A 26,168-nucleotide genomic window follows, 5' to 3' on the forward strand; every position below is an offset into this window, starting at 1 on the left:
ACGCCGCGCATCCCTCACAGGATGCGCGGCGCTCGATCTCATGCCGTCGTCCGCCAACGATCAGTGGCGGGCGATGATCTCCTCGCCGCTGACGATCATGCGGATGCCGAGACCCGGCTTGCGGCGGGCAAGGAAGCGCGGCCGGCGCTGGCGGTTCGGCGAGCGCCGACGCGGCGCCGGAGCAGCCGCCTTGATCTTCCCCAGCGTCTCTTCGAGACTCTGGATGGTGCCGTCGGCCTCGACCATCAGCATCGGCAGGCCGAACAGATCAGCCCAGCCGCGCCAGTCGGCGGCCACGTCGTAAAGGTCGCTGGCCACCAGAAGCGGCACGGTGCATTTGGGGTCGTGGTGATGCAGCTCGAGGGTGACGGTCACCTCGCCGTCGCCATTCTCCATGGCGCGGGCCGCGACGCCCTTGAAGGCGCGGGCCGGCAGCGCGATGGACACCGGAATGCCGGACTGATCGAGCTTGCGATGGACGACAGCGCCCCGGCGATCGACCTTGTAGGTGACCATTTCCCCGTCCTCGACCATCTCGATCGTCTGGCGACGGTCTGAGGCAGCGGGATCGAGGCGGACCGGAACGGTGGCCCAATTGGGCCGGGCTGCTGTGTTCGGAGCGATGCTCATGGATTGACGCCTTCTGCCTCTGTCGAGAGCCGATGTTTCGGTCTCTCCCTGTCAGCCGATGTCTCCCGGCTTTGATATGACGACAGTAGGATGCGCATCTTGAAGTCGCGCTAAGAAAGGCGGTTAAGTGTTCCTCACTCCGACGAGGGTTACCAAGACGAAAACTTGAATCAAACCTGAACGAGCTTGCCGGGGTTCAAGATGTTGTTAGGATCGAAGACGGTCTTGAGCCGCCGCATCAGCTCGATCTCGGCGCCCGCCTTGGTGCGGGCCAGCTCGTCGCGCTTCAGCTGGCCGATCCCGTGCTCGGCCGAAAACGTGCCGTCCATCTCGGCGACGATGCCATGGACGAGGTCGTTCATCTCGTGCCAGCGGGCGAGGAAGGCATCGGCGTCGGCGCCGACCGGCTGCGAGATGTTGTAGTGGATGTTGCCGTCGCCGAGATGGCCGAAGGCAACGATCCGCGCGCCGGGAATGGCGTCCAGGACGGCTGCGTCGGCGGCGGCGATGAAGTCCGGCACCTTCGCCACCGGCACGGCCACGTCGTGCTTGATCGAGCCGCCTTCCGGCTTCTGCGCCCAGCTCATCTCCTCGCGCATCATCCAGAAATTCTCGGCCTGGGCCAGCGACTGGGCGATGGCGGCATCGGCGATGATCTCCGCCTCGAAGGCCGCGGTCAGGACGCCCTCCAGCGTCGCGGCCGCCTCCTCCTGCGACCGGCCCGAGGAGACCTCCATCAGCACGTACCAGGGATGCTGCGATTCCAGCGGATCGCGGGCGCCCTGCGTGTGGCGCAGCGTGAAGTCGAGGCCGATCCGCGGAATCAGCTCGAAGGCGGTGAGCTGCTGGCCGGCCTGCCGCTCGGCGAGCTTCAGAAGGTCCAGCGCCGCCGCCGGCGAGGCGAGGCCGACATAGGCCACTTCGCGTCCGGCGGGCTTGGGAAACAGCTTCAGCACCGCCGCGGTGATGATGCCGAGCGTGCCCTCGCCGCCAATGAACAGATGGCGCAGATCGTAGCCGCGATTGTCCTTCTTCAGGCGCCGCAGGCCGTGGATAACCTCGCCGGACGCCAGCACCGCCTCGACGCCGAGGCAGAGTTCGCGGGCATTGCCATAGGCGAGCACCCCTGTGCCGCCGGCATTGGACGACAGATTGCCGCCGATCTGGCAGGAGCCTTCCGAGCCGAGCGACAGCGGGAACAGCAGCCCGGCATCGTCGGCCGCCTCCTGGGCGCGCTTCAGGACGACGCCCGCCTCCACCGTCAGGGTCCGCCCGACCGGGTCGACGTCGCGGATCCGGTCGAGCCGGGAGAGATTGACCACCACCTCGCGCTTCGAGCGCGGCGACTGGGCGCCGACGAGGCCGGTATTGCCACCCTGGGGCACGATGGCCGTGCCGGTCTCGTTGGCCAGGCGCAGGATGGCCGACACCTCCTCGACGCTACCGGGGCGCAGGACGAGAGCCGTCTGGCCGGCATACAGGTCGCGGGGTTCTTGCAGATAGGGCGCCACCATGTCCGGCGCGCGCAGCGCGTTGGCGTCGCCGACAATGGCGGCGAACCGGGCAAGAAGGGCTTCGGGAAGGGCGGTATCGATCTCGGTCATGCCCATGTGAATAGCCCGCACGGCGTGATCCGTCGAGACGGGGTCGCCGTGGCGCCAGGGGAGACAGGGATCGCAGTGTCCCGCCGTCAGCCGCGCGGCGCGGCGGCCCTACGCAGGCGGTCGTTGATCGCCTCGCCGAGACCCGATTGCGGGATCGGCGCCACGGCGATGGCGGTGATCTCCGGCGCGTCGAAACCCGCCAGCGCCGCGAAAAGCCCGGCTGCCGCCTCGCGCAGATCGCCGGAGGGGCTGAGATTGACGATCGCCGCCGCCTGGTCCTGGCCGGCGACCGGCGCCGGCCCGAAGGCGATCAGATATTCGCCCGGCACCACCTCGGTCGCGTCGAGCCGGACCCGGCCGGCGGGCGCGTAATGCGAGGTGAGCTGGCCCGGCGCGTTGATCGCCGCATTGCCGGCCGGATCGACGACCGGCAGGCCCGTCGCCCGCGCCAGTTCCGCCCGGCCGACGCCGCCGGCCCGCAGCAGGACCAGCCGATCGGCCTCGGGCATGACGATGGTCGATTCGACCCCGACCTCGCAGGGGCCGCCGTCGAGGATCAACGGCAGGCGTCCGCCGAGGCCGCGCAGCACCTGGCCCGCATTGGTCGGACTGACCCGGCCGGACGGATTGGCGCTGGGCGCGGCGAGCGGCCGTCCGAGCGCGGCGGCCAGCCGGCCGGCAATGCCCTGCGGCGCCCGGATGGCGACCGTGGCAAGGCCCGCCGTTGCCAGCGGATGCACGGGCGAACCCTCTTTCAGGGCCAAGACCATGGTCAGCGGCCCCGGCCAGAAGGCCTCGGCAAGGGCCTCGACGACCGGGTCGATCTCGGCCAGCGTCGCAGCCATGGCGAGGTCCGGCACGTGGCAGATCAACGGGTTGAAGCGCGGCCGCCCCTTGGCCTCGAAGATCCGCGCGACGGCGGCCCCGTCGGTCGCGTCGGCGGCAAGGCCATAGACGGTCTCGGTCGGAATGCCCACGAGTTCGCCCGCCGCCAGCAGCGCGACGGCACGGCGCGCCGCATCGGGCGCATCGGCGGAGAGGAGTTCGGTCTTCACGGTCAGGACCGATTGCAGAAGCGGAGCGGAAAGGAAAGAGGCGCGGGCCCGATCAGGCGGCGCCGATACTGCGCGGACAGCTCGGTGTCGTGCGGCGCGCTGCTGTAAAGTTCAGGCTGGCAGGGCTGGGCGTCGAGCAGCAATTCCGGCACCGGTCCGGCCGCCCCTCGTCGGTGCTGGCGGCCCGAAGCCGGTCTCAGCGGGTGGCGGCGAAGGCGCTCAGGATGCGGCGCTCGGGGCGCTCCAGGCCGGCATGGCGCTGGGCCTGCGGCACGACGCGGCTGCCGCGCTCGGAGGTGTCGGGGCCGAGCTGCGAGAGAACCCGCGCCGGCATCGGCAGGGCGTTGGCCCGCTGGGCGGCAGCGGCCGATTCGACGATGGCGAGGAAGCGCGAGCGCTGCCTGACATCGAGCCCGGCGCGGCGATCGGCGTTCGGCATCTCGTCGAGCTGCGGCGCGGACGCCCCTTCCGGGCGCGTCGCCGCTTCGGCACGGCCGATGAACAGGCGGTCGATCTCGTTCGCCGCATAGGCGATCGCGCCCTTCAGCGTCTCGACATGGTCGCCCAGCTGCTCCACGGCAGCCGTATCGAGAACGGCACCGGCCAGCGCAGCGCCCGGCTCGGCGACGACGCGCTTGGGACCGGCATGCTCTTTGCGAGCGACCTCAGTCAGGATCTTCAGCGGATCGAGCGTGGCATGAACCTCGCTCGGGCCGTAGGCCGCCGCCACGGTCCCGACGACCGGCGCGGACGGGGTGCCCTTGGCCTTCGCAGCCTCGCTGCGCGGCTTGGCCGCCTTGGCGATCTCGGCCTTGGTGCCTTCGTCGAGCGAGGCCACCAGCATGGCGGGATCGGTCTCCTGCTTCGGCTCGTCGATCAGTTCGGCGAAGGGCCAGGCGGCCTTCAGGCCGGCGACGTCGAGCGACGAGACATTGACGTCGATGTCGGTCTTGGCGCCCTTCACCCGGTAGGGGCAGCTGCGGCTGTTGCAATTGTGCATGGAGGAGAACTGCCACAGCGCGTAGCTCGGCCAGGTCTCTTCCGGGAACTTGCCGGTGATGTCCTCGCGGTAGCGGGCGTACCAGAGCGGCAGGCGCGACAGCAGCGGATATTCTGCCTTGTTCTGGGAGATGTAACGCGCCGTCGAACCGTTGGTGTAGAGGACGGGATAGCGGCCGGTGCGGATCTTGATCTGGTCGGCGAAGATCTCGGCGTCCGACAGGCTCATCCACTCGTCGCTGTTGTCCTCGATGTCGAGGGCGATCAGATCGTCCTCGGCCGGCTCGGCGAAATCGACGAAATGGTCCGCCTGCTCGCGCGGATTGCCCGGACGGCCGAGATGGTAGGCGCCCCACAGGAGCCCCTTCATCTTCGCCATCTCGCGACGGGTCATGTAGAGTTCCTTGGTGACGGAGTACTTCCACCACCGGTTCTTGCAGAGCTTGTAATCGTCACCGCTGGACTTGCCGCAGCTCCATTCGGGCGGCAGACCGTCCGAGGCCTTGTTGATGAAGCCGGCGATGCGCTTGTCGGAGGCGAGTTCCTGCCAGTTGATGGGATTGAACTCGTAGGCGTCGATGACGAGAGCGTTGTCCTCGGATTTCCAAGGCGCATTCCATTCTGCCTGTGCAGGCGTCGCGCTGACCAGCATGACGCCGGCAGCAAGAGTACAGGCGAATTTCAGGGCAGCCGCAAAGGCGGCGCTCGTCTTCGTCATTCGGTGGTTTCCCCTCGAAGTCTCTTGCAGTCGAATGGGCCGGGAGGCGATCCCCTGAGCATCCGCTCCAATCCGCCAATCGGCACTGTCAGACCCTTCTCATCGAATTCTGGCAGGTTCCGGGCATCCCGATCACGAAATGTTACAGCCTGCGGCGCGCTGTCCGAATTGCTGCGGGAATGCAAGCAATTTGACACAAGTCTTCATGTTATCGAAGCTTATGTTTACCCGAGGGTTAACGGCGCGGGCGCGCCCGGCCCGGCGGGCCTGAAACCCGCTGTTCGATCAGCCGATGACGCGCAGCGCGAGGCGCAACGCAAAACGGCGCCCGCATGGTGTTGCGGACGCCGTCTGCTGTCGTGTCAGGCCTTGAGAGACGCCTCAAGCGGCGAAGTGGGTCAGCCGGAGATGCGCGAAAAGTCGGCGACGCGACGTGTTGCCGCACGGATGCGGTGAAGCAGCGCCAGACGGTTGGCGCGCACCGCCTCGTCCTCGGCATTGACCAGCACCGTCTCAAAGAAGGCGTCGACCGGAATACGCAATTCGGCGAGCGCTGTCATGGCGTGGGCGTAGTTCTCGACCGCGAGCGCGGCGTCGAGTTCCATCTCGGCCCGGTCGATGGCGCCGGCCAGCACCTTTTCCTCGTGCTCGCTGAGGAGATCGAGCGACACGCCGTCGGCGACGCGGGTGCCCTTCTTCTCCTCGGCGGCGAGGATGTTGGCGGCGCGGCGGGTGCCGGCGAGAAGGTTCTGGCCGTCCTCTGTGTCGAGGAAGGCGCCAAGCGCGGTCACGCGGCGGGTGACGTCGAGAAGGTCGTCGCCGCGATCGCCGCCCGATCCGCCGGACAGCACCGCATCGACCAGATCGTGGCGGGCGCCGGATTCGCGCAGCTGCACCTTCAGCCGGTCATGGAAGAAGGCGAGAAGGTCGCTGGCCGGCATGAAGCCGCCGAGCGCCATGACCAGGTCGTTGTCCAGCACCAGCCGGATCACGCCCAGCGCCGCACGGCGCAGCGCGTAGGGGTCCTTGGAGCCCGTCGGCTTCTCGTCGATCGCCCAGAAGCCGACCAGCATGTCGAGCTTGTCGGCCAGCGCCACGCAGATCGCCACCGGATCGGTCGGCACCGAATCCGTCGGCCCGAGCGGCTTGTAATGCTCTTCCAGCGCCGCCTGCACCGACGGATGTTCGCCCTGCAGCGCGGCGTAATAGCGACCCATCAGCCCCTGCAGCTCGGGAAACTCGCCCACCGCCTCGGTGGTCAGATCCGCCTTGGCGAGCACGGCCGCGCGCTTCACCAGTGTCTTGAGTTCGTCCGCCGACACCTTCGCGCCGGCGAGCGTCGCGCCATCCGGATAGGCGGTGGCGGCGATCTCCTGCGCCAGCGCCGCAATGCGGCCGACGCGTTCGCCCTGGGTGCCGAGCCTGGCGTGGAAGGTCACGCCCAGCGCATCGAGCTTGGCCATGCGCTGGTCGAGCGGCTTCGCCAGATCGAGCCCGAACTTTTCGGCCGCGGGGGCCAGCGCGTCGCGGCCCGGCAGGTCGGCCTGGTCGGTCTGCCAGAAATACAGCGCGTCGGAGAGCCGTGCGCGGACGACCTTGCCGTTGCCGCGGGCAATCTCGGCACCGCCGTCGCTGGCAGCGATGTTGGAGACCAGCACGAACTGGTTCGACAGCGTGCCGTCGCCGCCCTGCCGGCGGGTCACGAAGCACTTCTGGTTGACCTTGATGGTCAGCTGGATGACCTCGGGCGGGATCTGCAGGAAGGTTTCCTCGAACTCGCCCATCAGTGTCACCGGCCATTCGACCAGGCCGGAGACCTCTTCCAGCAGCGCCTCGTCGGGCACCACTTCCAGCCCGCGGGCAAAGGCGAGGTTCTCCGCGTCGTGGCGGATCATGTCCTTGCGCCGCTCGGCGTCCAGGACCACGAAGGCCTTTTCCAGCCCGGCGACATAATCGTCGAAGCGGCGCACGCGGAACTCGTCGGCCGCATGGAAGCGGTGGCCGCGCGTGACATTGCCGGCCCGGATGCCGTCGACCTCGAAATCGACGACCACCGGCTCCTCGGTCTCGGGCCCGAAGGTACACAGGATCGACTGCAGCGGGCGCACCCAGCGCAGGCTGCCGGGCGCACGCGAGGCCGGGCCCCAGCGCATGGATTTCGGCCAGGGGAAGCCCCGGACGATGCCGGGCATGACCTCGGCGATGATCTCTTCCGCCGGCCGGCCGGGCTTGCGGATGGTGGCGACGTAGAAATCGCCCTTCTTGGGATCGGACTGGATCGTCGCCTCGTCGATCGAGGCGAGGCCGGCGCCGCGCAGGAAGCCCTGGATGGCCTTTTCCGGCGCGTCGGTGCGCGGGCCCTTGCGCTCGTCGACCACGTCCCTCGAGCGGGCATCGACGCCGCGCACGTCCAGTGTCAGCCGCCGCGGCGTCCAGTATTCGCGGGCGCCCTCATAGGTCAGCCCCGCCTCGACCAGCGCGTCTGTGACGAGTTTCCTGAGATCGCCCGCCGCCTTGCGCTGCATGCGCGCGGGGATTTCCTCGGAGCGAAGTTCGAGCAGAAGGTCGGGCATGGGCTCGGCTTATCCTCGCCCTCCCCTCGATGGGGAGGGTCGGCGCGTGTGCGCCGGGGTGGGGGTGGCAGGAACGACCGGTCCCCATCTGCCGCCTGCGCGGCCCCCGCAAGAGGAGGCTGGGGGCAAGATCATCGATCGTCCCACGTTCGGCGTCGCTCTTCGACCACGGCTCGGATCGTGTCAAGGATGGCAATGCGTGCGCGCGTCGCTGTCAGGAGCTGCCGGGCTTCGGCCGCGGACGCGGCTTGCCGACACGCGCCGGCTTGGGCGGTTCCTCGCCGTGGGGCAGCAGCATCCGCTCCGCAACGGTTGCGCGGATGCTGTCCAGCACCGCCGCGGCATCGGCCCGCACGGCGCTGTTGGCAAAGCGCAGCACGAGATAGCCACGGTCCGCCAGCCAGGCGTCCCGCACGGCGTCCTTCGCCGCCTGTTCGGGACACGCATGCTGGGCCCCGTCGACCTCGATGACCAGGCGCAGGCGATGGGAGACGAAGTCGGCGAGATACGGCCCGATCACCACCTGCCTTTGGAAGTGCCCGCCCTCGCCCGGAATCGCCCGGATACCGCGCCAGAGGCTCTCCTCCAGCGCGGTGGTCTGCGAAGCGATGGCGCGGCGCGCGCGATGCGCCTTCGCCTCAAGCCGCGTCATCGCCATGGCGGCGAGCCGTCAGTTGCGAACGCAGCCGTCCTCAGATCGCGCCGTCCAGCGTGTCGCAGGCGCCGAAATCGCCGGTCTCGAAGCCGCGGCGGAACCAGGTCTGGCGCTGCTCGGAGGTGCCGTGGGTGAAGCTGTCCGGCACCACCGTGCCCTGCCCGCGCTTCTGCAACGTGTCGTCGCCGATCTGCCGGGCGGCGTTCAGCGCCTCGTCGATATCGCCATCCTCGATATAGCCGGCCTGGCGCGTGTCGTGGCCCCAGACGCCGGCATAGCAGTCGGCCTGCAGCTCGACCCGCACCGACATGGCGTTGGCCTCGGCCTCGCTCATATTCTGGCGGGCCTGGTTGAAGCGTGGCAGCACGCCGGTGATGTTCTGGATGTGGTGGCCGACCTCGTGGGCGATCACATAGGCCTGGGCGAAGTCGCCCGGCGCGTTCAGCTGGTTGCGCAGCTGGTCGAAGAAGCTGAGGTCGATATAGAGCTTGCGGTCCGACGGGCAGTAGAACGGGCCGCTGGCCGAGCCGGCGATGCCGCAGGCCGATTGGACCCGGTTCTCGAACAAGACAAGTGTAGGCGCCGGATAGGTCTCGCCGACCGCCTGGAAGCGCTGGCTCCACACATCCTCGGTGTCGGCCAGAACCGTGGCGACGAAATCGTCGGTCTCGTCCGCCGTGCCGGCGACGCCGGGGCCGGACCGGGTGGTCTGGACGCTGCCGCCACCCCCGCCGCCGCCGGCCATGCCGAGCAGCTGCATCGGGTTGATGCCGAAGCCCAGCCACAGGACCAGCGCGACGATGATGATGCCGATGGTGCCGCCACCGCCGGCCCGCACCGGCAGGCGCATGCCGCCGCCACGTCCGCCGAAGCCGCCGCCCGAGCCGCGCCTGTCCTCAATATTGCTGGATTGCCTGCGTCCGCGCCACTGCATGCGATCGACCTCTCGTCCGATGGAAGGCGAGCACTTAAGGCGCGGCGCGCGATGTTACAGCGTCAGGCGGAAGAATGATGGCTCGCGGCCCGGATCGCGCCGAGCCTCAATGGCCGAGGCGAAGCTCGCGGCCCATGCGCCGGATCTCCGCGTCGCCCTGCCGACGCGCCCGGCGGTCGGCCGCCATCTGGTGCCAGATGCCCCATGTTCCGGCGACGAACATTGCGGCGACGGCCAGCAGACCGGCGCCCACGAGCAGAGCGGAAAAGACGTAGAGAAGATCACTCATCAGGAGCTGCCTTCATCCGGGGACACCATGGCGAGGCGCCATTCGACCAACTCGATCACGCTGGAGCCGGCGGCAAGCCGCAGGCAGTTCCTCAGCACCTCGGCGTCGGTTTCCCGCATAATATAGGGCCCAAACACGCGTGACCTCGGAAAAGAGGATCAGGCGGCGGCGATCGCCGCAGACGCTCCGCCCGCTTCGGTCAGCAGAAACGCCTCGCCGCAGGCCTTGGCGAGGGTGCGCACCCGCAAAATGTAGCTCTGGCGCTCGGTGACCGAGATCACGCCGCGCGCGTCGAGCAGGTTGAAGACGTGGGAGGCCTTGATGCACTGGTCGTAGGCCGGCAGCACGCAGCGATGCAGCGGGCTCGCGCCCTCCGGCGCGCCGGCGGCGAGCACCGCGAGGCATTCGGCCTCGGCGTCCTCGAAATGCTTCAACAGCACCGCCGTGTTGGCGATCTCGAAATTGTAGCGGGAATATTCCTGCTCGGCCTGCAGGAAGACGTCGCCATAGGTGACCTTCTCGTCGCCCTCGCGGCCGTTGAAGTTCAGGTCGTAGACGTTGTCGACATTCTGCACATACATGGCCAGCCGCTCGAGGCCGTAGGTCAGCTCGCCAGCCACCGGGGCGCATTCGATGCCGCAGACCTGCTGGAAATAGGTGAACTGCGACACTTCCATGCCGTCGCACCAGCACTCCCAGCCAAGACCCCACGCGCCCAGCGTCGGGCTTTCCCAGTCGTCCTCGACGAAGCGGATGTCGTGCAGGTCGGTATCGATGCCGATGGCCTGCAGCGAGCCGAGATAGAGCTCCTGCAGGTTCGACGGGTTCGGCTTCAGGATCACCTGATACTGGTAATAATGCTGCAGCCGGTTGGGGTTCTCGCCATAGCGGCCGTCCTTGGGCCGACGCGAGGGCTGCACATAGGCGGCGTTCCAGGGCTTGGGGCCGAGCGCGCGCAGGGTCGTCGCCGGATGGAAGGTGCCGGCCCCGACTTCCATGTCGTAGGGCTGCAGCACCACGCAGCCGTAATCGGCCCAGTAGCGGTGCAGCGTCAGGATCAGCGCCTGGAAGGAACGGCGCGGGTCCATGTGCGGGGGAAGGTCAGACATTTCGCGGAATCCGGCTTGCGGCCCCTCGAAGGAGGCGGGAATTGGCCGCGAGTTGCCACGAGCGCCGCGAAGCGGTCAAGGCACGGCGCGTTTCGCCGGGCCGGACGGGGCCGTGGCGAGGCGTCGCCAGCGGCCTGAATGACAACGGGGCGGATCATCGAGATCCGCCCCGTCTGCGATCGGTCGGTTCCGCGCCCGCGCCTTACGGCGTCAGCACCACCTTGGTGCAATTGTCGGTCTTGTCGCGGAAGGTCTTGTAGAGCTCCGGACCATCCTCCAGCGTCCCGCGATGGGAGATGAAGGAGGTGGTGTCGAACTGCCCCTGCTGGATGCGCCCGAGCAGGTCGTCGGCCCATTTGTTGACGTGGGTCTGGCCCATCTTGAAGCTCAGCGACTTGTTCATCGCCGCGCCGAAGGGGATCTTGTCGACGAGGCCGCCATAGACGCCCGGCACCGAGATCGTGCCGCCCGGACGGCAGACATAGATCATCTCGCGCAGGACATGCGGGCGATCGGTCTCGGCCATGATCGCCTGCTTGGCGCGGTCGAACAGATGCTCGGCCTCGTAGCCCGAATGGGCCTCCATGCCGACGCAGTCGATGCAGCATTCCGGGCCCTTGCCCTCAGTCAGGTCGTTCAGCCGCTCGACGGTGCTTTCTTCCTGGAAGTTGATGGTGATGGCGCCCATCCGCGCGGCGATCGCCAGGCGCTCGGGCACCTCGTCGATCACCACCACCTGCTTGGCGCCCTGGATGATGGCGCTCTGCAGGGCGAAGAGGCCGACCGGGCCGGCACCCCAGATGGCCACCGTGTCGGTGGGCTGGATGTCGCAGTTCTTGGCGCCCTGCCAGCCGGTCGGCAGGATGTCGCCGAGGAACAGGACCTCCTCGTCGCTGAGGCCTTCCGGCACCTTCACGGGGCCGAAGTCGGCGAAGGGCACGCGGACATATTCCGCCTGGCCGCCGGAATAGCCGCCGGTCAGATGCGAGTAGCCGAACAGGCCGGCGGTGGTGTGGCCGAACATCTTGGCCGCCGTCTCGGCATTGCGGTTGGAGCGCTCGCAGACGGAGAAATTACCGCGCCGGCACTGGTCGCATTCGCCGCAGACGATGGTGAAGGGCACGACGACCCGGTCGCCGACCGCTAGCTTCTTGTTGTCCTTGCCGACCTCGACCACCTCGCCCATGAATTCATGGCCGACAATGTCGCCGGATTCCATGCCGGGCATGAAGCCGTCGTAGAAATGCAGGTCGGAGCCGCAGATGGCGCAGGCCGACATCTTGATGATGGCGTCGCGGCCATGCTCGATTTCGGGATCGGGCACCGTCTCGCAGCGCATGTCGTGCTTGCCGTGCCAGGTAATGGCTTTCATGGCGGAACTCCGGGATCATCGCGTTCGTGGGATGACCGGGTAATCCCCGCAAAGCGCGCCAAGTTCCGACACCTGCGTCCTGCGAATAGGCAGCCGCCTACGCAACCGGCGGTTCATAAGGGATCAGCGGACCGGGTCGGACCTGAAAGGCAGGGACGCGTCATCGCGGGTCGCGGCGCCGGAGGGCGCCACGCGATGCCAGGACCCGCGCTGGCGCGGATCTCAGTCCTTCTTGATGCGATAGACGCCGTCGGGGCCACGCACCAGCGTGCCCTGCGCGCCCGTGCGGCTCTCGGCCTCCGAGCGGCGATTGTTCTCCGACACCCGTTCGGCATCGCGCTTCATCTGCTTGTAGCCAAACAGCGCGGCGGCCCCCACGAGACCCAGAAGTAGTAACTGCGGCATGTAGGCGATCATCGCTCCGTTCCCCGACAATTATGCGCCGTGGCCACGACCTTGGCAACCAAAAGCGGCAGGATCACAGCGGCCGGCCCTTCACATTCGCGGCGAGGCGGCCGTGATCGCTGGGTCGCGCCGCCCGATGCCTGTTCACAGGCCGAAACGGGCCCAGAGCGCCCGCTCCTCGGCGACGCCCATCACCTCGCGGGCAAAGCCGGCGCCGATCCCGGCCATCCCCTCGCCCGCCGCCATGCCGGCGTGCACGCCAGGCTGCGGACGCCCGAACAGGGTGCGCTTGGCCTGCACCAGTTCCAGCTTCACCTTATTGCCGAAGCGGGCCCGCAGCGTGCCGCGCAGATCGCCCAGCCGGTCGACGAGGCCGAGTTCGAGGCCGCGCAGGCCGGACCAGAACAGGCCTGTGAAGAGGTCGTCGTGGTCGGCGAGCTTCGTCCCGCGGCTCTCCTTGACCAGATCGATGAAGGTCTTGTGCACCTCCAGCTGCAGCGTCTTCAGATGCTCGACATCCTCCGGCCGCTCGGGCTGGAACGGGTCGAGGGTCGCCTTGTTGCTGCCTGCGGTGTGGACGCGGCGCTCGATGCCCAGCTTGGCTATCGCCTCGACGAAGCCGAACGAGCCGGAGACGACGCCGATCGAGCCGACGATGGAGGACGGATCGGCGATGATCTCGTCGCCGGCGCAGGCGATCATGTAGCCGCCGGAGGCCGCCACGTCCTCGACGAAGACCAGCACCTGCTTGTCCTTCTCCTCGGCCAGATCGCGGATGCGCTGGTAGATCAGCCGCGACTGGACGGGCGATCCGCCGGGCGAATTGATGACGATCGCCACCGCCGGCGCCTTCTTGTGGGCGAAGGCCTTGGCCAGCAGCGGCGCGGCCGAGGCCAGGGACAGGGACGGCCGCAGCGCCGTGCCGCCCGAGGAGATCATGCCGCTGAGCCGCACCACGGGAATGACCGTGTGATCCGGGCGAAGGCGGGCGGGAACGAGTTTGGTCAGACGGTTCGCCAAGAGGATGGGCCTTTGTCGCAGAACAGGATGCCCTTCATGTAAGCGTCCCGCACCGCTTCGCAACGCGGGCGTGCAGCGCCGGTCGCGACTAGCAGCCGAGATCGGCGGTCCCCTCCGCCACCGCCGTCGCGAACTCGGTCAGCGCGCCGTCCTGCCGGTGCAGGATGCGCGCCGGCAGGAGGCTCAGCGGCGCCCGCGATCCCTTGCGGCCGAGCACCAGCAGCCGCGGCGCCGGCGCGTCGGCGCGCGCATGGATCGCCAGCAGCCGCAGCGCCCCGATCCGCCCGTCGCAGGCCGCCAGCAGCGTCGGCAGCGCGTCGGTGCGCACGATGGTGGCGAAGCGGCCGCCATGGGAGAGCAGCGCGGCACAGGCGCGCACCCAGCGGGCGAGGAAATCGCCGTCCGCCGCGCTCATCGCCGCGGCGCGCAGCGGATCGGGCGAGATCCGGTGGTCGTGCGGATGGTAGGGCGGATTGGTCAGGACATGGCCGAAGGTGCCGTCGCCGAGCCCCGCCGCCGCGCGCGCCGCGCCGCCGGCCAGGATGTCGGCCTCGACGAGCCGCAGGCGCCCGGTCAGGTCGCGATTGGCCGGCAGCTCCAGTCCGCGGCGGGCGAGATCGGCCATGACGGGGCTGTTTTCCACCAGCGTGACGTCGATGGAGGCGTTGCGGCAGGCCGCCGCCAGCCCGACGGCGCCGGCCCCCGCGCCGATGTCGGCCAAGCGCCCCGTCGCCGTCGCCGGCAGCGTCGCAGCCAGCAGCAGCGCGTCGAGGCCGGAGCGATAGCCGCGGCCCTGCGGCTGCAGCAGCGCGAACCGGCCGCCATAGAAGCGGTCGCAGCGGGTCGCCATGTCGGCCCCGCAGGACGCGGGTGCTTCCGGCTCAGGAGAGTTCATGACCGAGGTCGGCATCCTTGAGGATGCGGCGGGCCTGATCCATGCGATCGGTGTCCACCAGCACGCGCCGCGGCAGGACGCCGATCGATCCATCGAGGATACTCATATGGACATCTGCGAGGAAATGCGGAATGTCCGCATCCTTCAGCAGTGCATCGACGAAGGACAGCAGCACCGCATCGTTGGACCGCATGAGTTCCTGCATGAATGGCTCCGCGAATCTTGACGACCGAAGCCGACGAACGGGACGGCCGATGACGACCGCAACGCCCCTTAAGTGCCTGAAGAGCGCCGGCCATAGCAAGCGCTCGAACCGCGAAGCCGCCGCGCCGCAGGCGACGCACCGTCGCGCGGCCTTTATAACCGCGATCGGGACGCCATCTGTGCCCTCGACAAGCCGCCTCGCCCGTGCGAGCGCAGCGACGCAAACCCACGGAGTAGCATTGTGAGCCTGGCCAGCCCCGTCGAGCGGACCGACAGCCGCGCCTCGATCGAGCCGATGATCGCGGTCACGGCGCCGGACATGGCTCGCGTCAATGACCTGATCCTCGCCATGGCCGGATCCAACGTCGAGCTGATCCCGGAAATCGCCGAGCATCTGATCTCGTCGGGCGGCAAGCGGCTGCGGCCGATGCTGACCATCGCGTCCGCCCTGGCCCATGATTATCGCGGCGACGCCCATGTGAAGCTCGCGGCCAGCGTCGAGTTCATGCACACGGCGACGCTGCTGCACGACGACGTGGTCGACGAGAGCGACCTGCGGCGCGGCAAGAAGACGGCGCGCACCATCTGGGGCAACCAGGCCAGCGTGCTGGTCGGCGACTTCCTGCTCGGCCAGGCCTTCAAGACCATGGTGGAGGTCGGCTCGCTGACCGCCCTCGACATCCTGTCCACGGCCTCCTCGGTGATCGCCGAGGGCGAGGTCTGGCAGTTGTCGGCCGCCAAGCACATGACCACCAGCGAGGCCGATTACCTTGCCGTGATCGACGCCAAGACGGCGGCGCTGTTCGCGGCGGCCGCCGAAGTCGGCCCGGTCATCGCCGGCGCCGGCGAGGCCGAACGCACCGCCATGCGCGATTATGGCCGCAGCCTCGGCCTTGCCTTCCAGCTCGTCGACGACGTCCTCGACTATGGCGGCACCGCCGCCGCGCTCGGCAAGAACACCGGCGACGATTTCCGCGAAGGCAAGATCACCCTGCCCGTCATCCTCGCCTATCAGGCCGGCGACGACACCGAGAAGGCGTTCTGGCGCGACGCGATGGAGGGCGGCCGCAACGACGACGAGGCGCTGGCCCGCGCCACCGCGCTGATCCATCAGCACGGGGCGCTCGAGGAGACCGTCCAGCGCGCGCGCCAGTATGGCGAGGCCGCCTACGCCGCCGCCAGCGGCCTGCCGCAGAGCCCCAGCCGCGACGCGATGCTGGGCGTCGTGGAATTCTGCATCGACCGGGTGAGCTGACCCATCGGCGCAGGGGCGAGACTCCTGCCGCGGGTCGCATTCCCGACAATCTCTGCGTCCAGAACGGGCGGGACTTGCATTGCCGTGTGGCTTGGCTTCACCTCGGCGAATCGGCCAGACAGGTGACCGGCATCACATTCGACCACGAAACGCGGCGTTCGATCGTCTGCGGGCGTGCCCCGGGAAGAGGATTTCACGTGCACAGAATGCGGCTTCTGAGACTTCTCACCGTCACGCTTCTGGCCGGCGCCACCGCGGCGCCTGCCCTGGCCGCGGCGGATACGGCAGCGAGCGAACCGGCCCCGATCACCGCCCAGTCCCTGTCCGGCGCCTATCTGGCCGCCAAATCCGCCCAGATCGGCGGCGACATGGCGACGGCCAGCGATCTCTTCGTCCAGGCCCTGTCGATGGACCCGACCTCGCAGCTGCTCCAGCAGGACGCGATGTTCGCCTTCCTCGCCGATGGCCGCTTCAAGGACGCCGTCGACATCGCATCGAAGCTGCGCGACGTGCCCGAGGCCGGCAAGGTCGCGCGGATCGCGCTCGGCGTCGATGCTCTGTCGAAGGGCGCCTTCGACGCCGCGATCGCCGAATTCGATGTGGTCGACCCCAGCGACCTCGACGCGCTGCTGCTCGGCGAGCTGATGGCCTGGGCCGATGTCGGCGCGGGCCGCGTCGACGAGGCTCTGCTGCGCATCGACAATCTGCAGGGCGCGCCCTGGTTCGCGGTCTTCAACGCCTATCAGAAGGGCCTGATCGCGGTCGTCGCCGGGCGCGACGACGTCGCCCGCCGCGCGCTGCATCTCGTCGTCGACGACCAGAACAACGCCCGCACCTCGCCCGACGCCTATCTCGGCGCCGCCGAGGCGCTGGCGCGCCTGGAAGTGCGCGACGGCAAGACGGACGCCGCGCTGGCGGCGCTCCAGACCGGCCTCGACCTCGTGCCGACCTACGACCCGCTGCTGCATCTGAAGGGCCGCATCGAGAAGGGCGAGACCATCGAGCCCGCCGTGGCCAGCGTGCAGGAGGGCGCGGCCGAAACGCTGTACATTCTCGGCCAGGCGATCAATCGCGGCGACGGCCAGCAGGTCGCACTCCTGTATTTCCAGATGGCGCGGGCGCTGGCGCCGCGGAACCCGTCGCTGCTCACCGCGCTCGGCGGCATTGCCGAACGCTCGGAGCGGCTGGAACAGGCGATCGCCTTCTACCGCGAGATCCCGGAAAACTCCGCCTATCGCCGCACCGCCGAGCTGCAGATCGGCCTCGACCTCTGGTATTCGGACCAGAAGGAGGAGGCCAAGGCGCATCTGGAGCGCGCCGTGCGCAGCTATCCGGAGGACCCGAAGGCCCACACCGCGCTGGCCGACGTGCTCGCCGCCGACAAGGACTACGCTCCGGCCGCCAAGGCGCTGGACACGGCGATCGAGCTGACCGAGGCGACCGGCGAAGCCAGCTGGAACCTCTATTACCAGCGCGGCATCGCCTTCGAGCGGACCGACCAGTGGGACAAGGCGGAGAAGGATTTCCGCAAGGCGCTGGAACTGTCGCCCGACCAGCCGCAGGTGTTGAACTATCTCGGCTATTCCTGGGTCGACAAGAACGAGAACCTCCAGGAAGGTCTCGACATGATCCGCAAGGCGGTCGAGCTGCGGCCGAATGACGGCTACATCATCGATTCCCTCGGCTGGGCCTATTACCGTCTCGGCCGTTACGACGAGGCCGTCGAGCAGCTCGAGCGCGCCGTCCTGATCACGCCGATGGACCCGACCATCAACGACCATCTCGGCGACGCCTACTGGCATGTCGGCCGCAACCGCGAGGCCCGCTTCCAGTGGGAGCGCGCCCTGATCGGCCAGCCCGAGCTGGAAGAGGACGTCAAGGCGACGATCCGCGCCAAGATCGAGGACGGCCTGACCGCGGCCAACGAGCGGGCCGAGGCCGAGGATGGCGACGATACCCGCAAGGCCGCGTCCGCCGAGGCCCCGGCACCGACGGGCGACGCGCCCGCCACCAAGGTCGAGTGAGCGACAGCCCGGCGGACATGACGTTCGCTCTGACAGAGCCGCTGCGCCTGACGGCGCCGGCCAAGGTCAATCTTGCCCTGCATGTCGTCGGACGGCGCCCTGACGGCTATCATCGCCTGGAAAGCCTGATCGCCTTTGCCGGCGATGCCGGCGACGTCCTGACGGTCGCCGCAGCACCCGAGGGTGCCGACCGCCTCGTCATGACCGGGCCGTTCGGTTCGGGCCTGCCGGCCGACGCGGACAACATCCTTCACCGCGCCATCGCCGTCGCCCGGCAGGTGCTGGCCGATGCCGGCCTGCGGCTCCCGCCCCTGTCCGTCACGCTGGACAAGCGCCTGCCCGTCGCGGCCGGGATCGGCGGTGGCTCGGCCGATGCGGCGGCGCTTTTGCGGATGATCGGCGACGCGGTGCCGACCGTTCGCGACGCCCTCGTCGCCAAGGCCACCACGCTCGGGGCGGACGTTCCCATGTGCGTTGCGGGCCGTGCCGCGCGCGTCTCCGGCATCGGCGAGGAGATCCAGCCCCTCGCGAACCTGCCGGCCTTGCACATGCTGCTGGTCAATCCAGGCATGCCGGTCTCGACACCCGCGGTCTTCGCCGCGCTCGAACAGCGTGACAACGCGCCATTGCCGCCGGTCCCGGCCGAGGGTTTTGCCACCGCCGCCGAACTGGTCGCCTGGCTCGATGGCACCCGCAACGATCTCGCCGCACCGGCGGAAGGGCTCGCACCGCAGATCGTCTCCGTGCGCGACGCGCTGTCTGGCGAAGGCGCGCTGATCGCCCGCATGTCGGGCTCCGGCGCGACCGTCTACGGATTGTTCGAGGACGCCGCCGAACTTGCCCGCGCCCGCGGCCGGATCGCCGCGTCCCATCCCGAATGGTGGCTCTCCGGTGCCGAGCACCGCGACGAGTCCACAGACACGCCAAGGGAGGCCCCATGAGCGACGAACGCTCCTTCATCGCGCTGTCCATCGCGATCCTCACCGTCTCCGACACCCGCAGCCTCGACGAGGACCGCTCCGGCTCGCTGCTGGTGGAACGGCTGACCGAGGCCGGCCACCGGGTCGCGGACCGGCAGATCGTCACCGACGACGTGCCGGCGATACAGGCGGTCGTCCAGGGCTGGTGCAAGCGCGACGACGTGGATGTGGTGATCACCACAGGCGGCACCGGCTTCACCGGCCGCGACGTGACCCCCGAGGCGCTGGAGCCGCTGTTCGAGAAGCGCATGGACGGCTTCTCGGCGGTCTTCCACCGCATCTCCTACGACAAGATCGGCGTCTCGACGATCCAGTCGCGGGCGACGGGCGGCGTCATCGATGCCACCTTCGTCTTCGCCCTGCCCGGCTCGCCCGGCGCCTGCCGCGATGCCTGGGATCATATTCTCAAGGCGCAGCTCGACTATCGCCACAAGCCCTGCAATTTCGTCGAGATCATGCCGCGTCTGGACGAGCATCTGCGCCGCGGCGGCCGGACCGCCTGAACCGCACGGTCAGCTCGCGGGCCGGCCCCGGACCGCCGGGCGGATGAAGGCCCGCATCCGGGTCACCGCGACGCCCTTGGCGACCTCCTCGAGGCTGAAGGCGAGCTTCGACAGGCCGATTGCCTGGCGCTTCTGGACGAGGAACCCTTCTGCCATCGCCGTGCGGATCTGGCGCAGCCTCGCAAAGAAGCCGGGCTGGTCGTTCGGCGCCCGGCGGAAGCGCGCCGCCTGCGTCTTCGCCCGTCCCGCGCCCACCATGTCGGCATGCTCGACCACGGCCTCCATCCAGCCGGGCAGAAGCCGCGCGCCCGGTTCCAGCAGCAGCAGCCAGTCGCCCCGCGCCGTCTCGATGGCGTCGCGGAAATCCTCCGCCGCGACGATCCGGCATCCGGCATGGTCGGAGACCTTGCGGGCATTGTCCCCCATGCCGCGATCGACCAGCACGACCTCGCGCACCAGCCCCTCGACGGCGCCGGGTATCAACGGCGCGAGGGTCGCCGCCAGCCAGTGATCCTCGGGTCCACAGTCGATGAAAACGCTCAGCATCCCTTTCGTCTAGCCGAGCCCAACGACCCTGACCAGATCGGAACGTTTTTGTTCTTGTCTTGTTCTCATAACAGGTTTAGGACATCAGTCACAGAACGCAGCCGGAACACGGGGAGAGCAACGTCATGCAGGACATCGCCAAGGCCGATCAGGCCGCCTTCTCCGCGCCGGACGGCGTCGACATCGCCAACCACATCATCGGCGAGGCCGGGCTGCGCATCGGCTTCGAGCGGCGGCGCGGTCGCGGCGCCGGGCTCAACCCCAGCGGACGCTTCGAGCCGTTCAAGCGGCAGGCCGTCGACGATGGCTGGAACACGCTGGACGAGCTGCCGGCCTTCAAGACCGACGTGCAGGTCGAAAAGCCCAAGACCATCATCAGCCGCAACACCTCGCCGGACATCTCCTTCGATCGCTCGATCAATCCGTATCGGGGCTGCGAGCATGGCTGCGTCTACTGCTTCGCCCGGCCGTCGCACGCCTATATGGGCCTGTCGGCCGGCCTCGATTTCGAATCCAAGCTCTTCGCCAAGCCGAATGCCGCCGAGCTCCTGGAACGCGAATTGTCCAAGCCCGGCTACCAGGTGAAGTCGATCGCGATCGGCACCAACACCGATCCCTACCAGCCGATCGAGAAAAGCTGGCGGGTGATGCGCGAGATCCTCGAGGTGCTGGAGGCGGCCAACCATCCGGTCGGCATCGTCACCAAGTCGGCGCTGGTCCTGCGCGACATCGACATCCTGTCGCGCATGGCGGCCAAGGGACTGGCCAAGGTGGCGCTGTCGGTGACCACCCTCGACCGGACGCTGGCGCGGGCGATGGAGCCGCGGGCGGCGACCCCGACCAAGCGGCTGGAGGCGGTCAAGGCGCTCAGCGAGGCCGGCGTGCCGACCATGGTGATGACCGCGCCGATCATTCCCGGCCTCACCGATTCGGAGATCGAGCGGCTCCTGGAAGCGGCGCAGACCGCCGGCGCAAGGGAGGTCGGCTACGTCCTCCTGCGCATGCCGCTGGAAGTCTCGCCGCTGTTCAAGGACTGGCTGCTGCGCCACTACCCGAACCGCTACCGGCATGTCCTGTCGCTGCTGCGCTCGATGCGCGACGGCAAGGATTACGACGCAGAATGGGGCAAGCGGATGCGCGGCACCGGGCCCTATGCCTTCCAGATCCGCCGGCGTTTCGAAATGGCGGCGCGCCGGCTCGGCCTGAACGAGAGCCGCACGCAGTTGCGCTGCGACCTGTTCACCCCGCCGCGCGGCGCAGGCGTCCAGCTCGCTCTGCTCTGACGCCAGGGATACCCCATCGTCCGGCCTCCCCCTCGGCCGGATGGTCTCGCCGGTTTGCCACCCCGAACACGGCGAGGCTTGTGGAGAATCGGAGAATGCGCGAGTCTCGCCGCAACATGGCTCGCCGTTCCTCCGATTCTCCCGTTCGCGCAAAGAAACCCGCGCGCCGCCCCGCCATCGCGGCCGGGCCCGACTTCTCGCGCGAGGCCGGGCTTCTGGCCGACGGCAAGCGCTTCATCGCCGGCATCGACGAGGCCGGACGCGGGCCCTTGGCCGGACCGGTGGTCACCGCCGCGGTGATCTTTCCCACCCGCGACTTTCCCGACGGACTGAACGATTCCAAGAAGCTGACCGCCGAGGACCGCGAGCGGCTGTTCGCCGAGATCGTCGCCAAGGGCTGGGTGGGGATCGCCTCGGCCAGCGCCGACGAGATCGACCGCTTCAACATCCGCGGCGCCACCCTCCTCGCCATGCGGCGGGCGCTGCATGCCCTGCCCGAAGCGCCCTGCCATGTGCTCGTCGATGGGCGCGACGTGCCGCCGGCGCTGCGCTGCGCCGGCACGGCGGTCATCTCAGGCGACGCCCTCAGCCTCAGCATCGCGGCCGCCTCGATCGTCGCCAAGGTGACGCGGGACCGGATCATGGCGCGGGCCTGCCGGGCCTATGAGGGTTACGGCTTTTCCCGCCATATGGGCTACGGCACACCCGAGCATCTCGGCGCCATCGCAAGGCTCGGCCCGACGCCGATCCACCGGATGAGCTTCAGTCCGCTGCGCCGCGACCTCCTCGACGCCGCCGAATAGGCCGGACGCCGCCCGCTCCGCTCAGCCTTCCATGCCCGAACAACGAAAAAGGGCCGCCAATGGCAGCCCTTTGAACGTCACGTCGCGATGCTGGTCCCGGATCGGGACCGCCGCCAGGCTCAGTTGAGCCGGCTGCGAACCTCGGCGATGGAGGATTCGGTGGACTGGCCGGCATTGCCGCCCGAATTGCGGTCGGAGATGATCTTGGCCGCGGCGGCCACCGCCACGTTGATCGCCGTCGCGCGGACTTCGGCGATGGCGTCGGTCTCGGCCTGCGAGATCTTCGTCTCGGCCATGGCCGTGCGACGCTCGACATATTCCTCGTTCTTGCGGCGCGTGTCGGCGAGCATCAGCTCGGCCTCGCGTTTGGCGGCGGCGACGATCTCCTTCGCCTCCTCCTCGGCCTCCTGGCGGCGGCGCTGATACTCGGCCAGCTGCTGCTTGGCCTCTTCCTTCAGTTCGCGCGCTTCCTCGATCTCGTTGCGGATCCGGTCGGCCCGCTGGTCGAGCGTGGCACCGACCTTGGCCGGCGCCTTCAGATACCAGACGATGGCCAGGAAGATGATGAGGGCGGCAAAGGCCCAGAATGAGTTGTCCATGGTCGGCTCCTCAGCTGCGAACGGCGGTCACGGCGCTGGCGACCTCCTCGCGGGAGACCTCCAGGCGAATGACGTCGCGCAGAATGGCGTCGGCGGTGGTCTCGGCGATCTGGCCGACATCCTTCATCGCCTCGTCGCGGACGGCGGCGATGCGCAACTGCGCGGCTTCCAGCTTCTCGTCGAGCTCTGCGTCGAGACGCTGGCGCTCGGCCTCGGCGTCGCTGCGCGCTGCTTCACGAGCATCGTGGCCGATCTTGTGGGCGCGGTCGCGGGCCTCGGCGAGCTCCTGCTCGTAGGCTGCCTTGGCCTCGTCCGAATCGGACTTCATCCGCTCGGCGGCTTCCAGATCGAGGGCGATCCGGTCGCGGCGGTTCTCGAGCGTTCCGGCGATCCGCGGCAGGATCACCTTCTTCAGAACCAGGTAGAAGATTCCGAAGGTGATCGCGAGCCAGAGGATCTGCGACGGGAAATATTCGGCATTGAAAGGCGGGAAGCCGCCATGCTCGCCTTCTACATGGATCGTTTCGCCATGCATCTCGGCGGTGTCGCTCGCAGGCGGCAGTTCCACGGCATCGAGCGAATCGGCCTGTGCGAAGGCTTGGGTGACGAACATCGAGGGCTCCCGGCATAGGGGACCGGCGACAGAAGCTGCCGCCGGCCGGTCTTCTTACCTGCGCTGGACGCCGATTAGACGGCGAAGAGCAGCAGCAGGGCGATGAGCAGCGAGAAGATGCCCAGGGCTTCCGTGACGGCGAAGCCGAAGATCAGGCGGCCGAACTGGCCGTCGGCAGCCGACGGGTTGCGCAGCGCGCCGGCGAGGTAGTTCGCGAACATGTTGCCCAGACCGAGGGCGGTCATGCCCATACCGAAACAGGCGAGGCCGGCACCGATGAACTTTGCTGCTTCCGCTTCCATGTCGAAACTCCTTTTGAAACTGTTCGATTGCGGGTGGTTGCGGCGGCTTCCACGCCGCCCCGTTGTATCCTGGAACTTGTCTTAGTGGCCTGGATGGATCGCGTCGTTGAGATACATGCAGGTCAGAACCGCAAAGACGTAGGCCTGCAGTGCGGCGACCAGGAATTCGAGTGCCGTCAAAGCGACGGTCATGAGCAGCGGAAGGATCGCACCGGCAATCCCGAGCGCACCGAAGGCGCTCAGCGACACCACGAAGCCGGCGAAGACCTTCAGCGTGATGTGGCCCGCCAGCATGTTGGCGAAGAGACGAACCGAGAGCGACACCGGCCGCGACAGGAACGAAACCACCTCGATCACCACGACGAGCGGCAGCACGGCGGCCGGCACGCCCTCGGGCACGAAGAGTTTGAAGAAGTGCAGGCCGTGCTTCATCAGGCCGTAGACCACCACGACGCCCATCACCAGGAGGGCCAGCGCGAAGGTCACGATCAGATGGCTGGTCACCGTGAAGAAATACGGGACCATGCCGAGAAGGTTGGCGACCAGGATGAACATGAACAGCGAGAAGACGAACGGGAAGAACCGCATGCCGCCGGAGCCCGCCGCGTCGCGCAGCATGTTGGCAACGAACTCGTAGGAGAGCTCGCTCACCGACTGCATGCGGCTCGGCACGAGGCCGCGCCCGCGGGTCGAATAGTACAGGAATGCGGTCGCCACAGCGACCGTCACCACCATGAACAGGGCGGAGTTCGTGAACGAGAAGTCCAACCCGCCGATCTCGATCGGAACGATGTTGGAAATCTGGAACTGGTGGATTGGATCTGTCGGGTTCGTCGCCAAACTCACTGGTCCTTCGTCATCTCGTGGCAGGCCCTGGCGCGGGCCGTCCTGCCCATAGCGTCCCGGACTGCGCTTCGCAACACCCCGTTGTCAGATTGACCACTGCAAACGCACGCGGAACGAGCGCGAAGGGGCCGGTTCAGGCCGGGCCGCGGCCATGGGGCGGCGTTGTGCCCGAAACGCCACGGATCACATTGAGCACGCCGGCGGCGAATCCGATCATCAGGAAGACGATCAGGCCGAAGGGCGTCGTGCCGGCCAGCTGGTCGATCAGATAGCCGATGCCGACGCCCACGAGGATGCCGGCGACGAACTCGCTGGCGATCTTGAGGCCCTGGGCGACGCCCTGCATACCGCTGGTGCGGTCGGCGGGCTCGTCGCGCAGCTGCGGCATGCGCTGGCGCTGCTCGGCCAGGCGCCGGGCCAGCGCCGCGCTGCGGGCGTCGAGATCGGCCGCGCCGGGACCGGCTGCGACCGCAGGCCGCGCCGCGTCGGCCGGCTCGGCGGCCTGGCCGTGTTTCGGATCATCCATCGGACGCCGTTCCCTTCTTGGAGCCGCGGCGGACGGCCAAGCTCAATGCTCCTCGCCCGGCCGGTCGGCCGCCCGGTTGGCGACCATGCCCGAGCGTATCAGGCTGGCCACGGTCGTGACCACGAGAATCCCGACGATGACCGCCAGCGAGAAGCTGGTCGAGATATGCGGCAGGCCCTCGATGGGCTGGCCGTCATTGATGAAGCCCAGCGTATTGGCCTCCATCGCATGGACGATCAGCTTGGCGCCGATGAAGCCGAGGACGAGCGCCAAGCCGAAGCCCAGATAGACCAGCCGGTCGAGCAGTCCGCCCAGCAGGAAGTAGAGCTGCAACAGCCCCAGAAGCGCGAAGGCGTTGGCCGTGAAGACGATGTAGGGCGCGTCGGTCAGGCCGTAGATCGCCGGGATCGAATCGAGGGCGAAGAGCAGGTCGGTCATGCCGAGGGCAACGATGACGACGAACATCGGGGTGAAATAGCGCAGGCCGTCGCGGCGAATCGTCAGCGCACCGCCGGCGAACTCCGTGGTCGTGCGCACATTGCGCTGGAACCACTTCACCACCGCGTTGGGCTCGTATTCCTCGTCGGTGCTGTGGCTGTGGGAGAAGCTCTCCACCGCCAGCTTGTACGCCGTCCACAGGAGGAAGGCGCCGAACAGGTAGAACACCCAGGAGAAGCGCTCGATCGCCGCCGCGCCCACGGCGATGAAGATGCCGCGCATGATCAGCGCCAGCACGATGCCGATCAGCAGTGCCTTCTGCTGGTGCACCCGCGGCACCGCGAAACTCTTCATGATGATGACGAAGACGAAGAGATTGTCGACCGACAGGCTCTTCTCGGTGATGAAGCCGGCGAAGAACTCGACCCCGTGGGTCTTGTCCCAGAAATACCAGACGCCGAATCCGAAGAGGATCGCCAACGCGATGTAGAAGATCGACCAGGCCGCCGCTTCCTTGAAGCTCGGCTCATGCGCCTTGCGGACGTGGGAGAGGAAATCGAAGATGAACAGGCCGGCAATGCCGCCGATCGTCGCCGCCCAGATCCAGAACGGTATTTCCTCGGCCACCATGCCGCCAATCGCAGTCGAATCCACCAGAATGTTCCTATCCGGGCGTCGGATGTCCCGGTCTCGAATTGTCTTTCGCCAACGTCGTCCGCCGGCGTGGGCAAGCTGCCGGTGGCGTTGCGGCGGGCGGCAGACATGCGTCACCGCTCGCGCAGCGAGCACCGTGCGTCGCCGCTAGGTGGGTAAGCCGCCGCGCCGTTCAAAGACCGTCGCGCAGAAATATCGCGTGCAGGAACAGGCGGCCCCGATCCTATGGGGATCGGGAGGCGCCGACGCCGGCGGCGGGACGCGGCTTCGATCGGTCGCCCGCTGCCCTTGACCTTCCAGTGGCTGGAATCTCCATCTTGCGGGCAATCCGCCT

Annotated in this window: 27 protein-coding genes; 6 read left to right on the forward strand and 21 right to left on the reverse strand. The window is 68.2% G+C overall.

All coding sequences use genetic code 11. From position 1 onward, the window contains the following. Positions 1-60: 60 nt before the first annotated feature. The 14 genes from H9Q09_RS12575 to H9Q09_RS12640 form a co-directional block, all read right to left on the reverse strand. Positions 61-630 carry a DUF6101 family protein gene (locus H9Q09_RS12575; protein ID WP_009210645.1) on the reverse strand — a complete coding sequence of 190 codons (570 nt, stop codon included), beginning with the start codon at positions 628-630 and terminating at the stop codon, positions 61-63. 170 nt (positions 631-800) lie between these two features. After that, complete coding sequence (locus H9Q09_RS12580; RefSeq protein WP_187391423.1) at positions 801-2,234, reverse strand: FAD-binding oxidoreductase; 1,434 nt, start codon at positions 2,232-2,234, stop codon at positions 801-803. A gap of 86 nt (positions 2,235-2,320) precedes the next feature. After that, complete coding sequence (locus H9Q09_RS12585; protein ID WP_187391333.1) at positions 2,321-3,289, reverse strand: L-threonylcarbamoyladenylate synthase; 969 nt, start codon at positions 3,287-3,289, stop codon at positions 2,321-2,323. 196 nt (positions 3,290-3,485) lie between these two features. Then, positions 3,486-5,006: a glycoside hydrolase family 25 protein gene (locus H9Q09_RS12590; protein ID WP_246716126.1), complete on the reverse strand. Its 1,521-nt coding sequence runs from the start codon at positions 5,004-5,006 to the stop codon at positions 3,486-3,488. A gap of 398 nt (positions 5,007-5,404) precedes the next feature. Continuing rightward, positions 5,405-7,579, reverse strand: a complete 2,175-nt coding sequence (gene glyS / locus H9Q09_RS12595; RefSeq protein ID WP_187391334.1) for a glycine--tRNA ligase subunit beta — start codon at positions 7,577-7,579, stop codon at positions 5,405-5,407. 214 nt (positions 7,580-7,793) lie between these two features. Then, positions 7,794-8,237, reverse strand: a complete 444-nt coding sequence (locus H9Q09_RS12600; RefSeq protein ID WP_187391335.1) for a DUF559 domain-containing protein — start codon at positions 8,235-8,237, stop codon at positions 7,794-7,796. A 34-nt stretch (positions 8,238-8,271) separates the two neighbouring features. After that, complete coding sequence (locus tag H9Q09_RS12605) at positions 8,272-9,168, reverse strand: neutral zinc metallopeptidase (RefSeq protein WP_187391336.1); 897 nt, start codon at positions 9,166-9,168, stop codon at positions 8,272-8,274. A gap of 106 nt (positions 9,169-9,274) precedes the next feature. Then, positions 9,275-9,457 carry a hypothetical protein gene (locus H9Q09_RS12610; RefSeq protein ID WP_187391337.1) on the reverse strand — a complete coding sequence of 61 codons (183 nt, stop codon included), beginning with the start codon at positions 9,455-9,457 and terminating at the stop codon, positions 9,275-9,277. A gap of 158 nt (positions 9,458-9,615) precedes the next feature. Beyond that, on the reverse strand, positions 9,616-10,566 hold the full coding sequence (locus H9Q09_RS12615; RefSeq protein WP_187391338.1) for a glycine--tRNA ligase subunit alpha: 951 nt from the start codon (positions 10,564-10,566) through the stop codon (positions 9,616-9,618). A gap of 202 nt (positions 10,567-10,768) precedes the next feature. Further along, a complete protein-coding gene (locus H9Q09_RS12620; protein ID WP_024349954.1) occupies positions 10,769-11,938 on the reverse strand; it encodes a zinc-dependent alcohol dehydrogenase in 1,170 nt (389 codons plus the stop codon). Positions 11,939-12,160: 222 nt separating this feature from the next. Next, positions 12,161-12,355, reverse strand: coding sequence for a hypothetical protein (locus H9Q09_RS12625; RefSeq protein ID WP_228240113.1), 195 nt, complete (start codon positions 12,353-12,355; stop codon positions 12,161-12,163). 132 nt (positions 12,356-12,487) lie between these two features. Continuing rightward, on the reverse strand, positions 12,488-13,363 hold the full coding sequence (locus H9Q09_RS12630; RefSeq protein ID WP_187391339.1) for a S49 family peptidase: 876 nt from the start codon (positions 13,361-13,363) through the stop codon (positions 12,488-12,490). Between the two features lie 88 nt (positions 13,364-13,451). Further along, the gene (locus H9Q09_RS12635) at positions 13,452-14,258 is read right to left on the reverse strand and encodes a methyltransferase (protein ID WP_187391340.1); all 807 of its coding nucleotides are present in this window, start codon (positions 14,256-14,258) and stop codon (positions 13,452-13,454) included. Further along, entirely contained in the window at positions 14,245-14,463 is a 219-nt protein-coding gene (locus H9Q09_RS12640; protein ID WP_024349950.1) for a DUF2007 domain-containing protein, read from the reverse strand. The genes H9Q09_RS12635 and H9Q09_RS12640 overlap by 14 nt, the downstream gene beginning before the upstream one ends. A gap of 294 nt (positions 14,464-14,757) precedes the next feature. Here H9Q09_RS12640 and H9Q09_RS12645 point away from each other — a divergent pair, with 294 nt between their 5' ends. From H9Q09_RS12645 to moaB, 4 genes are all read left to right on the forward strand, one after another. Next, positions 14,758-15,717 carry a polyprenyl synthetase family protein gene (locus tag H9Q09_RS12645; protein ID WP_246716135.1) on the forward strand — a complete coding sequence of 320 codons (960 nt, stop codon included), beginning with the start codon at positions 14,758-14,760 and terminating at the stop codon, positions 15,715-15,717. A gap of 206 nt (positions 15,718-15,923) precedes the next feature. Further along, positions 15,924-17,741: a tetratricopeptide repeat protein gene (locus H9Q09_RS12650; protein ID WP_246716136.1), complete on the forward strand. Its 1,818-nt coding sequence runs from the start codon at positions 15,924-15,926 to the stop codon at positions 17,739-17,741. Positions 17,742-17,758: 17 nt separating this feature from the next. Further along, the gene (locus H9Q09_RS12655) at positions 17,759-18,682 is read left to right on the forward strand and encodes a 4-(cytidine 5'-diphospho)-2-C-methyl-D-erythritol kinase (RefSeq protein ID WP_187391343.1); all 924 of its coding nucleotides are present in this window, start codon (positions 17,759-17,761) and stop codon (positions 18,680-18,682) included. Next, positions 18,679-19,224 (forward strand): molybdenum cofactor biosynthesis protein B, encoded by a 546-nt coding sequence (gene moaB / locus H9Q09_RS12660; protein ID WP_187391344.1) that lies wholly within the window; start codon positions 18,679-18,681, stop codon positions 19,222-19,224. Before H9Q09_RS12655 ends, moaB begins: the two co-directional genes overlap by 4 nt. Before the next feature lie 9 nt (positions 19,225-19,233). Here moaB and H9Q09_RS12665 read toward each other — a convergent pair whose 3' ends face one another. After that, positions 19,234-19,770: a hypothetical protein gene (locus H9Q09_RS12665; RefSeq protein ID WP_024349945.1), complete on the reverse strand. Its 537-nt coding sequence runs from the start codon at positions 19,768-19,770 to the stop codon at positions 19,234-19,236. Between the two features lie 125 nt (positions 19,771-19,895). Between H9Q09_RS12665 and H9Q09_RS12670 the strand changes: the two genes are divergently transcribed. After that, positions 19,896-21,053: a PA0069 family radical SAM protein gene (locus H9Q09_RS12670; RefSeq protein WP_024349944.1), complete on the forward strand. Its 1,158-nt coding sequence runs from the start codon at positions 19,896-19,898 to the stop codon at positions 21,051-21,053. 95 nt (positions 21,054-21,148) lie between these two features. Continuing rightward, positions 21,149-21,856 carry a ribonuclease HII gene (locus H9Q09_RS12675; protein ID WP_246716127.1) on the forward strand — a complete coding sequence of 236 codons (708 nt, stop codon included), beginning with the start codon at positions 21,149-21,151 and terminating at the stop codon, positions 21,854-21,856. A gap of 119 nt (positions 21,857-21,975) precedes the next feature. Here H9Q09_RS12675 and H9Q09_RS12680 read toward each other — a convergent pair whose 3' ends face one another. The 6 genes from H9Q09_RS12680 to H9Q09_RS12705 all read right to left on the reverse strand — a co-directional run bounded on the left by H9Q09_RS12680 (position 21,976) and on the right by H9Q09_RS12705 (position 25,834). Further along, entirely contained in the window at positions 21,976-22,455 is a 480-nt protein-coding gene (locus H9Q09_RS12680) for a F0F1 ATP synthase subunit B (RefSeq protein WP_187391345.1), read from the reverse strand. Positions 22,456-22,465: 10 nt separating this feature from the next. Next, complete coding sequence (locus tag H9Q09_RS12685; protein ID WP_024349942.1) at positions 22,466-23,068, reverse strand: F0F1 ATP synthase subunit B; 603 nt, start codon at positions 23,066-23,068, stop codon at positions 22,466-22,468. Positions 23,069-23,142: 74 nt separating this feature from the next. Further along, positions 23,143-23,370, reverse strand: coding sequence for a F0F1 ATP synthase subunit C (locus H9Q09_RS12690; RefSeq protein WP_024349941.1), 228 nt, complete (start codon positions 23,368-23,370; stop codon positions 23,143-23,145). Between the two features lie 81 nt (positions 23,371-23,451). Next, positions 23,452-24,210, reverse strand: coding sequence for a F0F1 ATP synthase subunit A (locus H9Q09_RS12695; RefSeq protein WP_024349940.1), 759 nt, complete (start codon positions 24,208-24,210; stop codon positions 23,452-23,454). 139 nt (positions 24,211-24,349) lie between these two features. Then, positions 24,350-24,742, reverse strand: coding sequence for an AtpZ/AtpI family protein (locus H9Q09_RS12700; protein WP_187391346.1), 393 nt, complete (start codon positions 24,740-24,742; stop codon positions 24,350-24,352). 42 nt (positions 24,743-24,784) lie between these two features. Further along, on the reverse strand, positions 24,785-25,834 hold the full coding sequence (locus H9Q09_RS12705; protein ID WP_348646303.1) for a TerC/Alx family metal homeostasis membrane protein: 1,050 nt from the start codon (positions 25,832-25,834) through the stop codon (positions 24,785-24,787). Positions 25,835-26,168: the final 334 nt, after the last annotated feature.

The sequence above is a fragment of the Aurantimonas sp. DM33-3 genome (assembly GCF_014334315.1).
In the GTDB taxonomy this organism is placed as follows: domain Bacteria; phylum Pseudomonadota; class Alphaproteobacteria; order Rhizobiales; family Rhizobiaceae; genus Aurantimonas; species Aurantimonas coralicida.

What these genes read in the sequence shown, in the direction of transcription:
- H9Q09_RS12575 (WP_009210645.1), bottom strand. Translation starts at nt 630, where the DNA reads ATGAGCATCGCTCCGAACACAGCAGCCCGGCCCAATTGGGCCACCGTT.
- H9Q09_RS12580 (WP_187391423.1), bottom strand. Translation starts at nt 2,234, where the DNA reads ATGACCGAGATCGATACCGCCCTTCCCGAAGCCCTTCTTGCCCGGTTC.
- H9Q09_RS12590 (WP_246716126.1), bottom strand. Translation starts at nt 5,006, where the DNA reads ATGACGAAGACGAGCGCCGCCTTTGCGGCTGCCCTGAAATTCGCCTGT.
- glyS (WP_187391334.1), bottom strand. Translation starts at nt 7,579, where the DNA reads ATGCCCGACCTTCTGCTCGAACTTCGCTCCGAGGAAATCCCCGCGCGC.
- H9Q09_RS12600 (WP_187391335.1), bottom strand. Translation starts at nt 8,237, where the DNA reads ATGGCGATGACGCGGCTTGAGGCGAAGGCGCATCGCGCGCGCCGCGCC.
- H9Q09_RS12605 (WP_187391336.1), bottom strand. Translation starts at nt 9,168, where the DNA reads ATGCAGTGGCGCGGACGCAGGCAATCCAGCAATATTGAGGACAGGCGC.
- H9Q09_RS12610 (WP_187391337.1), bottom strand. Translation starts at nt 9,457, where the DNA reads ATGAGTGATCTTCTCTACGTCTTTTCCGCTCTGCTCGTGGGCGCCGGT.
- H9Q09_RS12615 (WP_187391338.1), bottom strand. Translation starts at nt 10,566, where the DNA reads ATGTCTGACCTTCCCCCGCACATGGACCCGCGCCGTTCCTTCCAGGCG.
- H9Q09_RS12620 (WP_024349954.1), bottom strand. Translation starts at nt 11,938, where the DNA reads ATGAAAGCCATTACCTGGCACGGCAAGCACGACATGCGCTGCGAGACG.
- H9Q09_RS12625 (WP_228240113.1), bottom strand. Translation starts at nt 12,355, where the DNA reads ATGATCGCCTACATGCCGCAGTTACTACTTCTGGGTCTCGTGGGGGCC.
- H9Q09_RS12635 (WP_187391340.1), bottom strand. Translation starts at nt 14,258, where the DNA reads ATGAACTCTCCTGAGCCGGAAGCACCCGCGTCCTGCGGGGCCGACATG.
- H9Q09_RS12640 (WP_024349950.1), bottom strand. Translation starts at nt 14,463, where the DNA reads ATGCAGGAACTCATGCGGTCCAACGATGCGGTGCTGCTGTCCTTCGTC.
- H9Q09_RS12645 (WP_246716135.1), top strand. Translation starts at nt 14,758, where the DNA reads ATGATCGCGGTCACGGCGCCGGACATGGCTCGCGTCAATGACCTGATC.
- H9Q09_RS12650 (WP_246716136.1), top strand. Translation starts at nt 15,924, where the DNA reads ATGCGGCTTCTGAGACTTCTCACCGTCACGCTTCTGGCCGGCGCCACC.
- H9Q09_RS12655 (WP_187391343.1), top strand. Translation starts at nt 17,759, where the DNA reads ATGACGTTCGCTCTGACAGAGCCGCTGCGCCTGACGGCGCCGGCCAAG.
- moaB (WP_187391344.1), top strand. Translation starts at nt 18,679, where the DNA reads ATGAGCGACGAACGCTCCTTCATCGCGCTGTCCATCGCGATCCTCACC.
- H9Q09_RS12665 (WP_024349945.1), bottom strand. Translation starts at nt 19,770, where the DNA reads ATGCTGAGCGTTTTCATCGACTGTGGACCCGAGGATCACTGGCTGGCG.
- H9Q09_RS12670 (WP_024349944.1), top strand. Translation starts at nt 19,896, where the DNA reads ATGCAGGACATCGCCAAGGCCGATCAGGCCGCCTTCTCCGCGCCGGAC.
- H9Q09_RS12675 (WP_246716127.1), top strand. Translation starts at nt 21,149, where the DNA reads ATGCGCGAGTCTCGCCGCAACATGGCTCGCCGTTCCTCCGATTCTCCC.
- H9Q09_RS12680 (WP_187391345.1), bottom strand. Translation starts at nt 22,455, where the DNA reads ATGGACAACTCATTCTGGGCCTTTGCCGCCCTCATCATCTTCCTGGCC.
- H9Q09_RS12685 (WP_024349942.1), bottom strand. Translation starts at nt 23,068, where the DNA reads ATGTTCGTCACCCAAGCCTTCGCACAGGCCGATTCGCTCGATGCCGTG.
- H9Q09_RS12690 (WP_024349941.1), bottom strand. Translation starts at nt 23,370, where the DNA reads ATGGAAGCGGAAGCAGCAAAGTTCATCGGTGCCGGCCTCGCCTGTTTC.
- H9Q09_RS12700 (WP_187391346.1), bottom strand. Translation starts at nt 24,742, where the DNA reads ATGGATGATCCGAAACACGGCCAGGCCGCCGAGCCGGCCGACGCGGCG.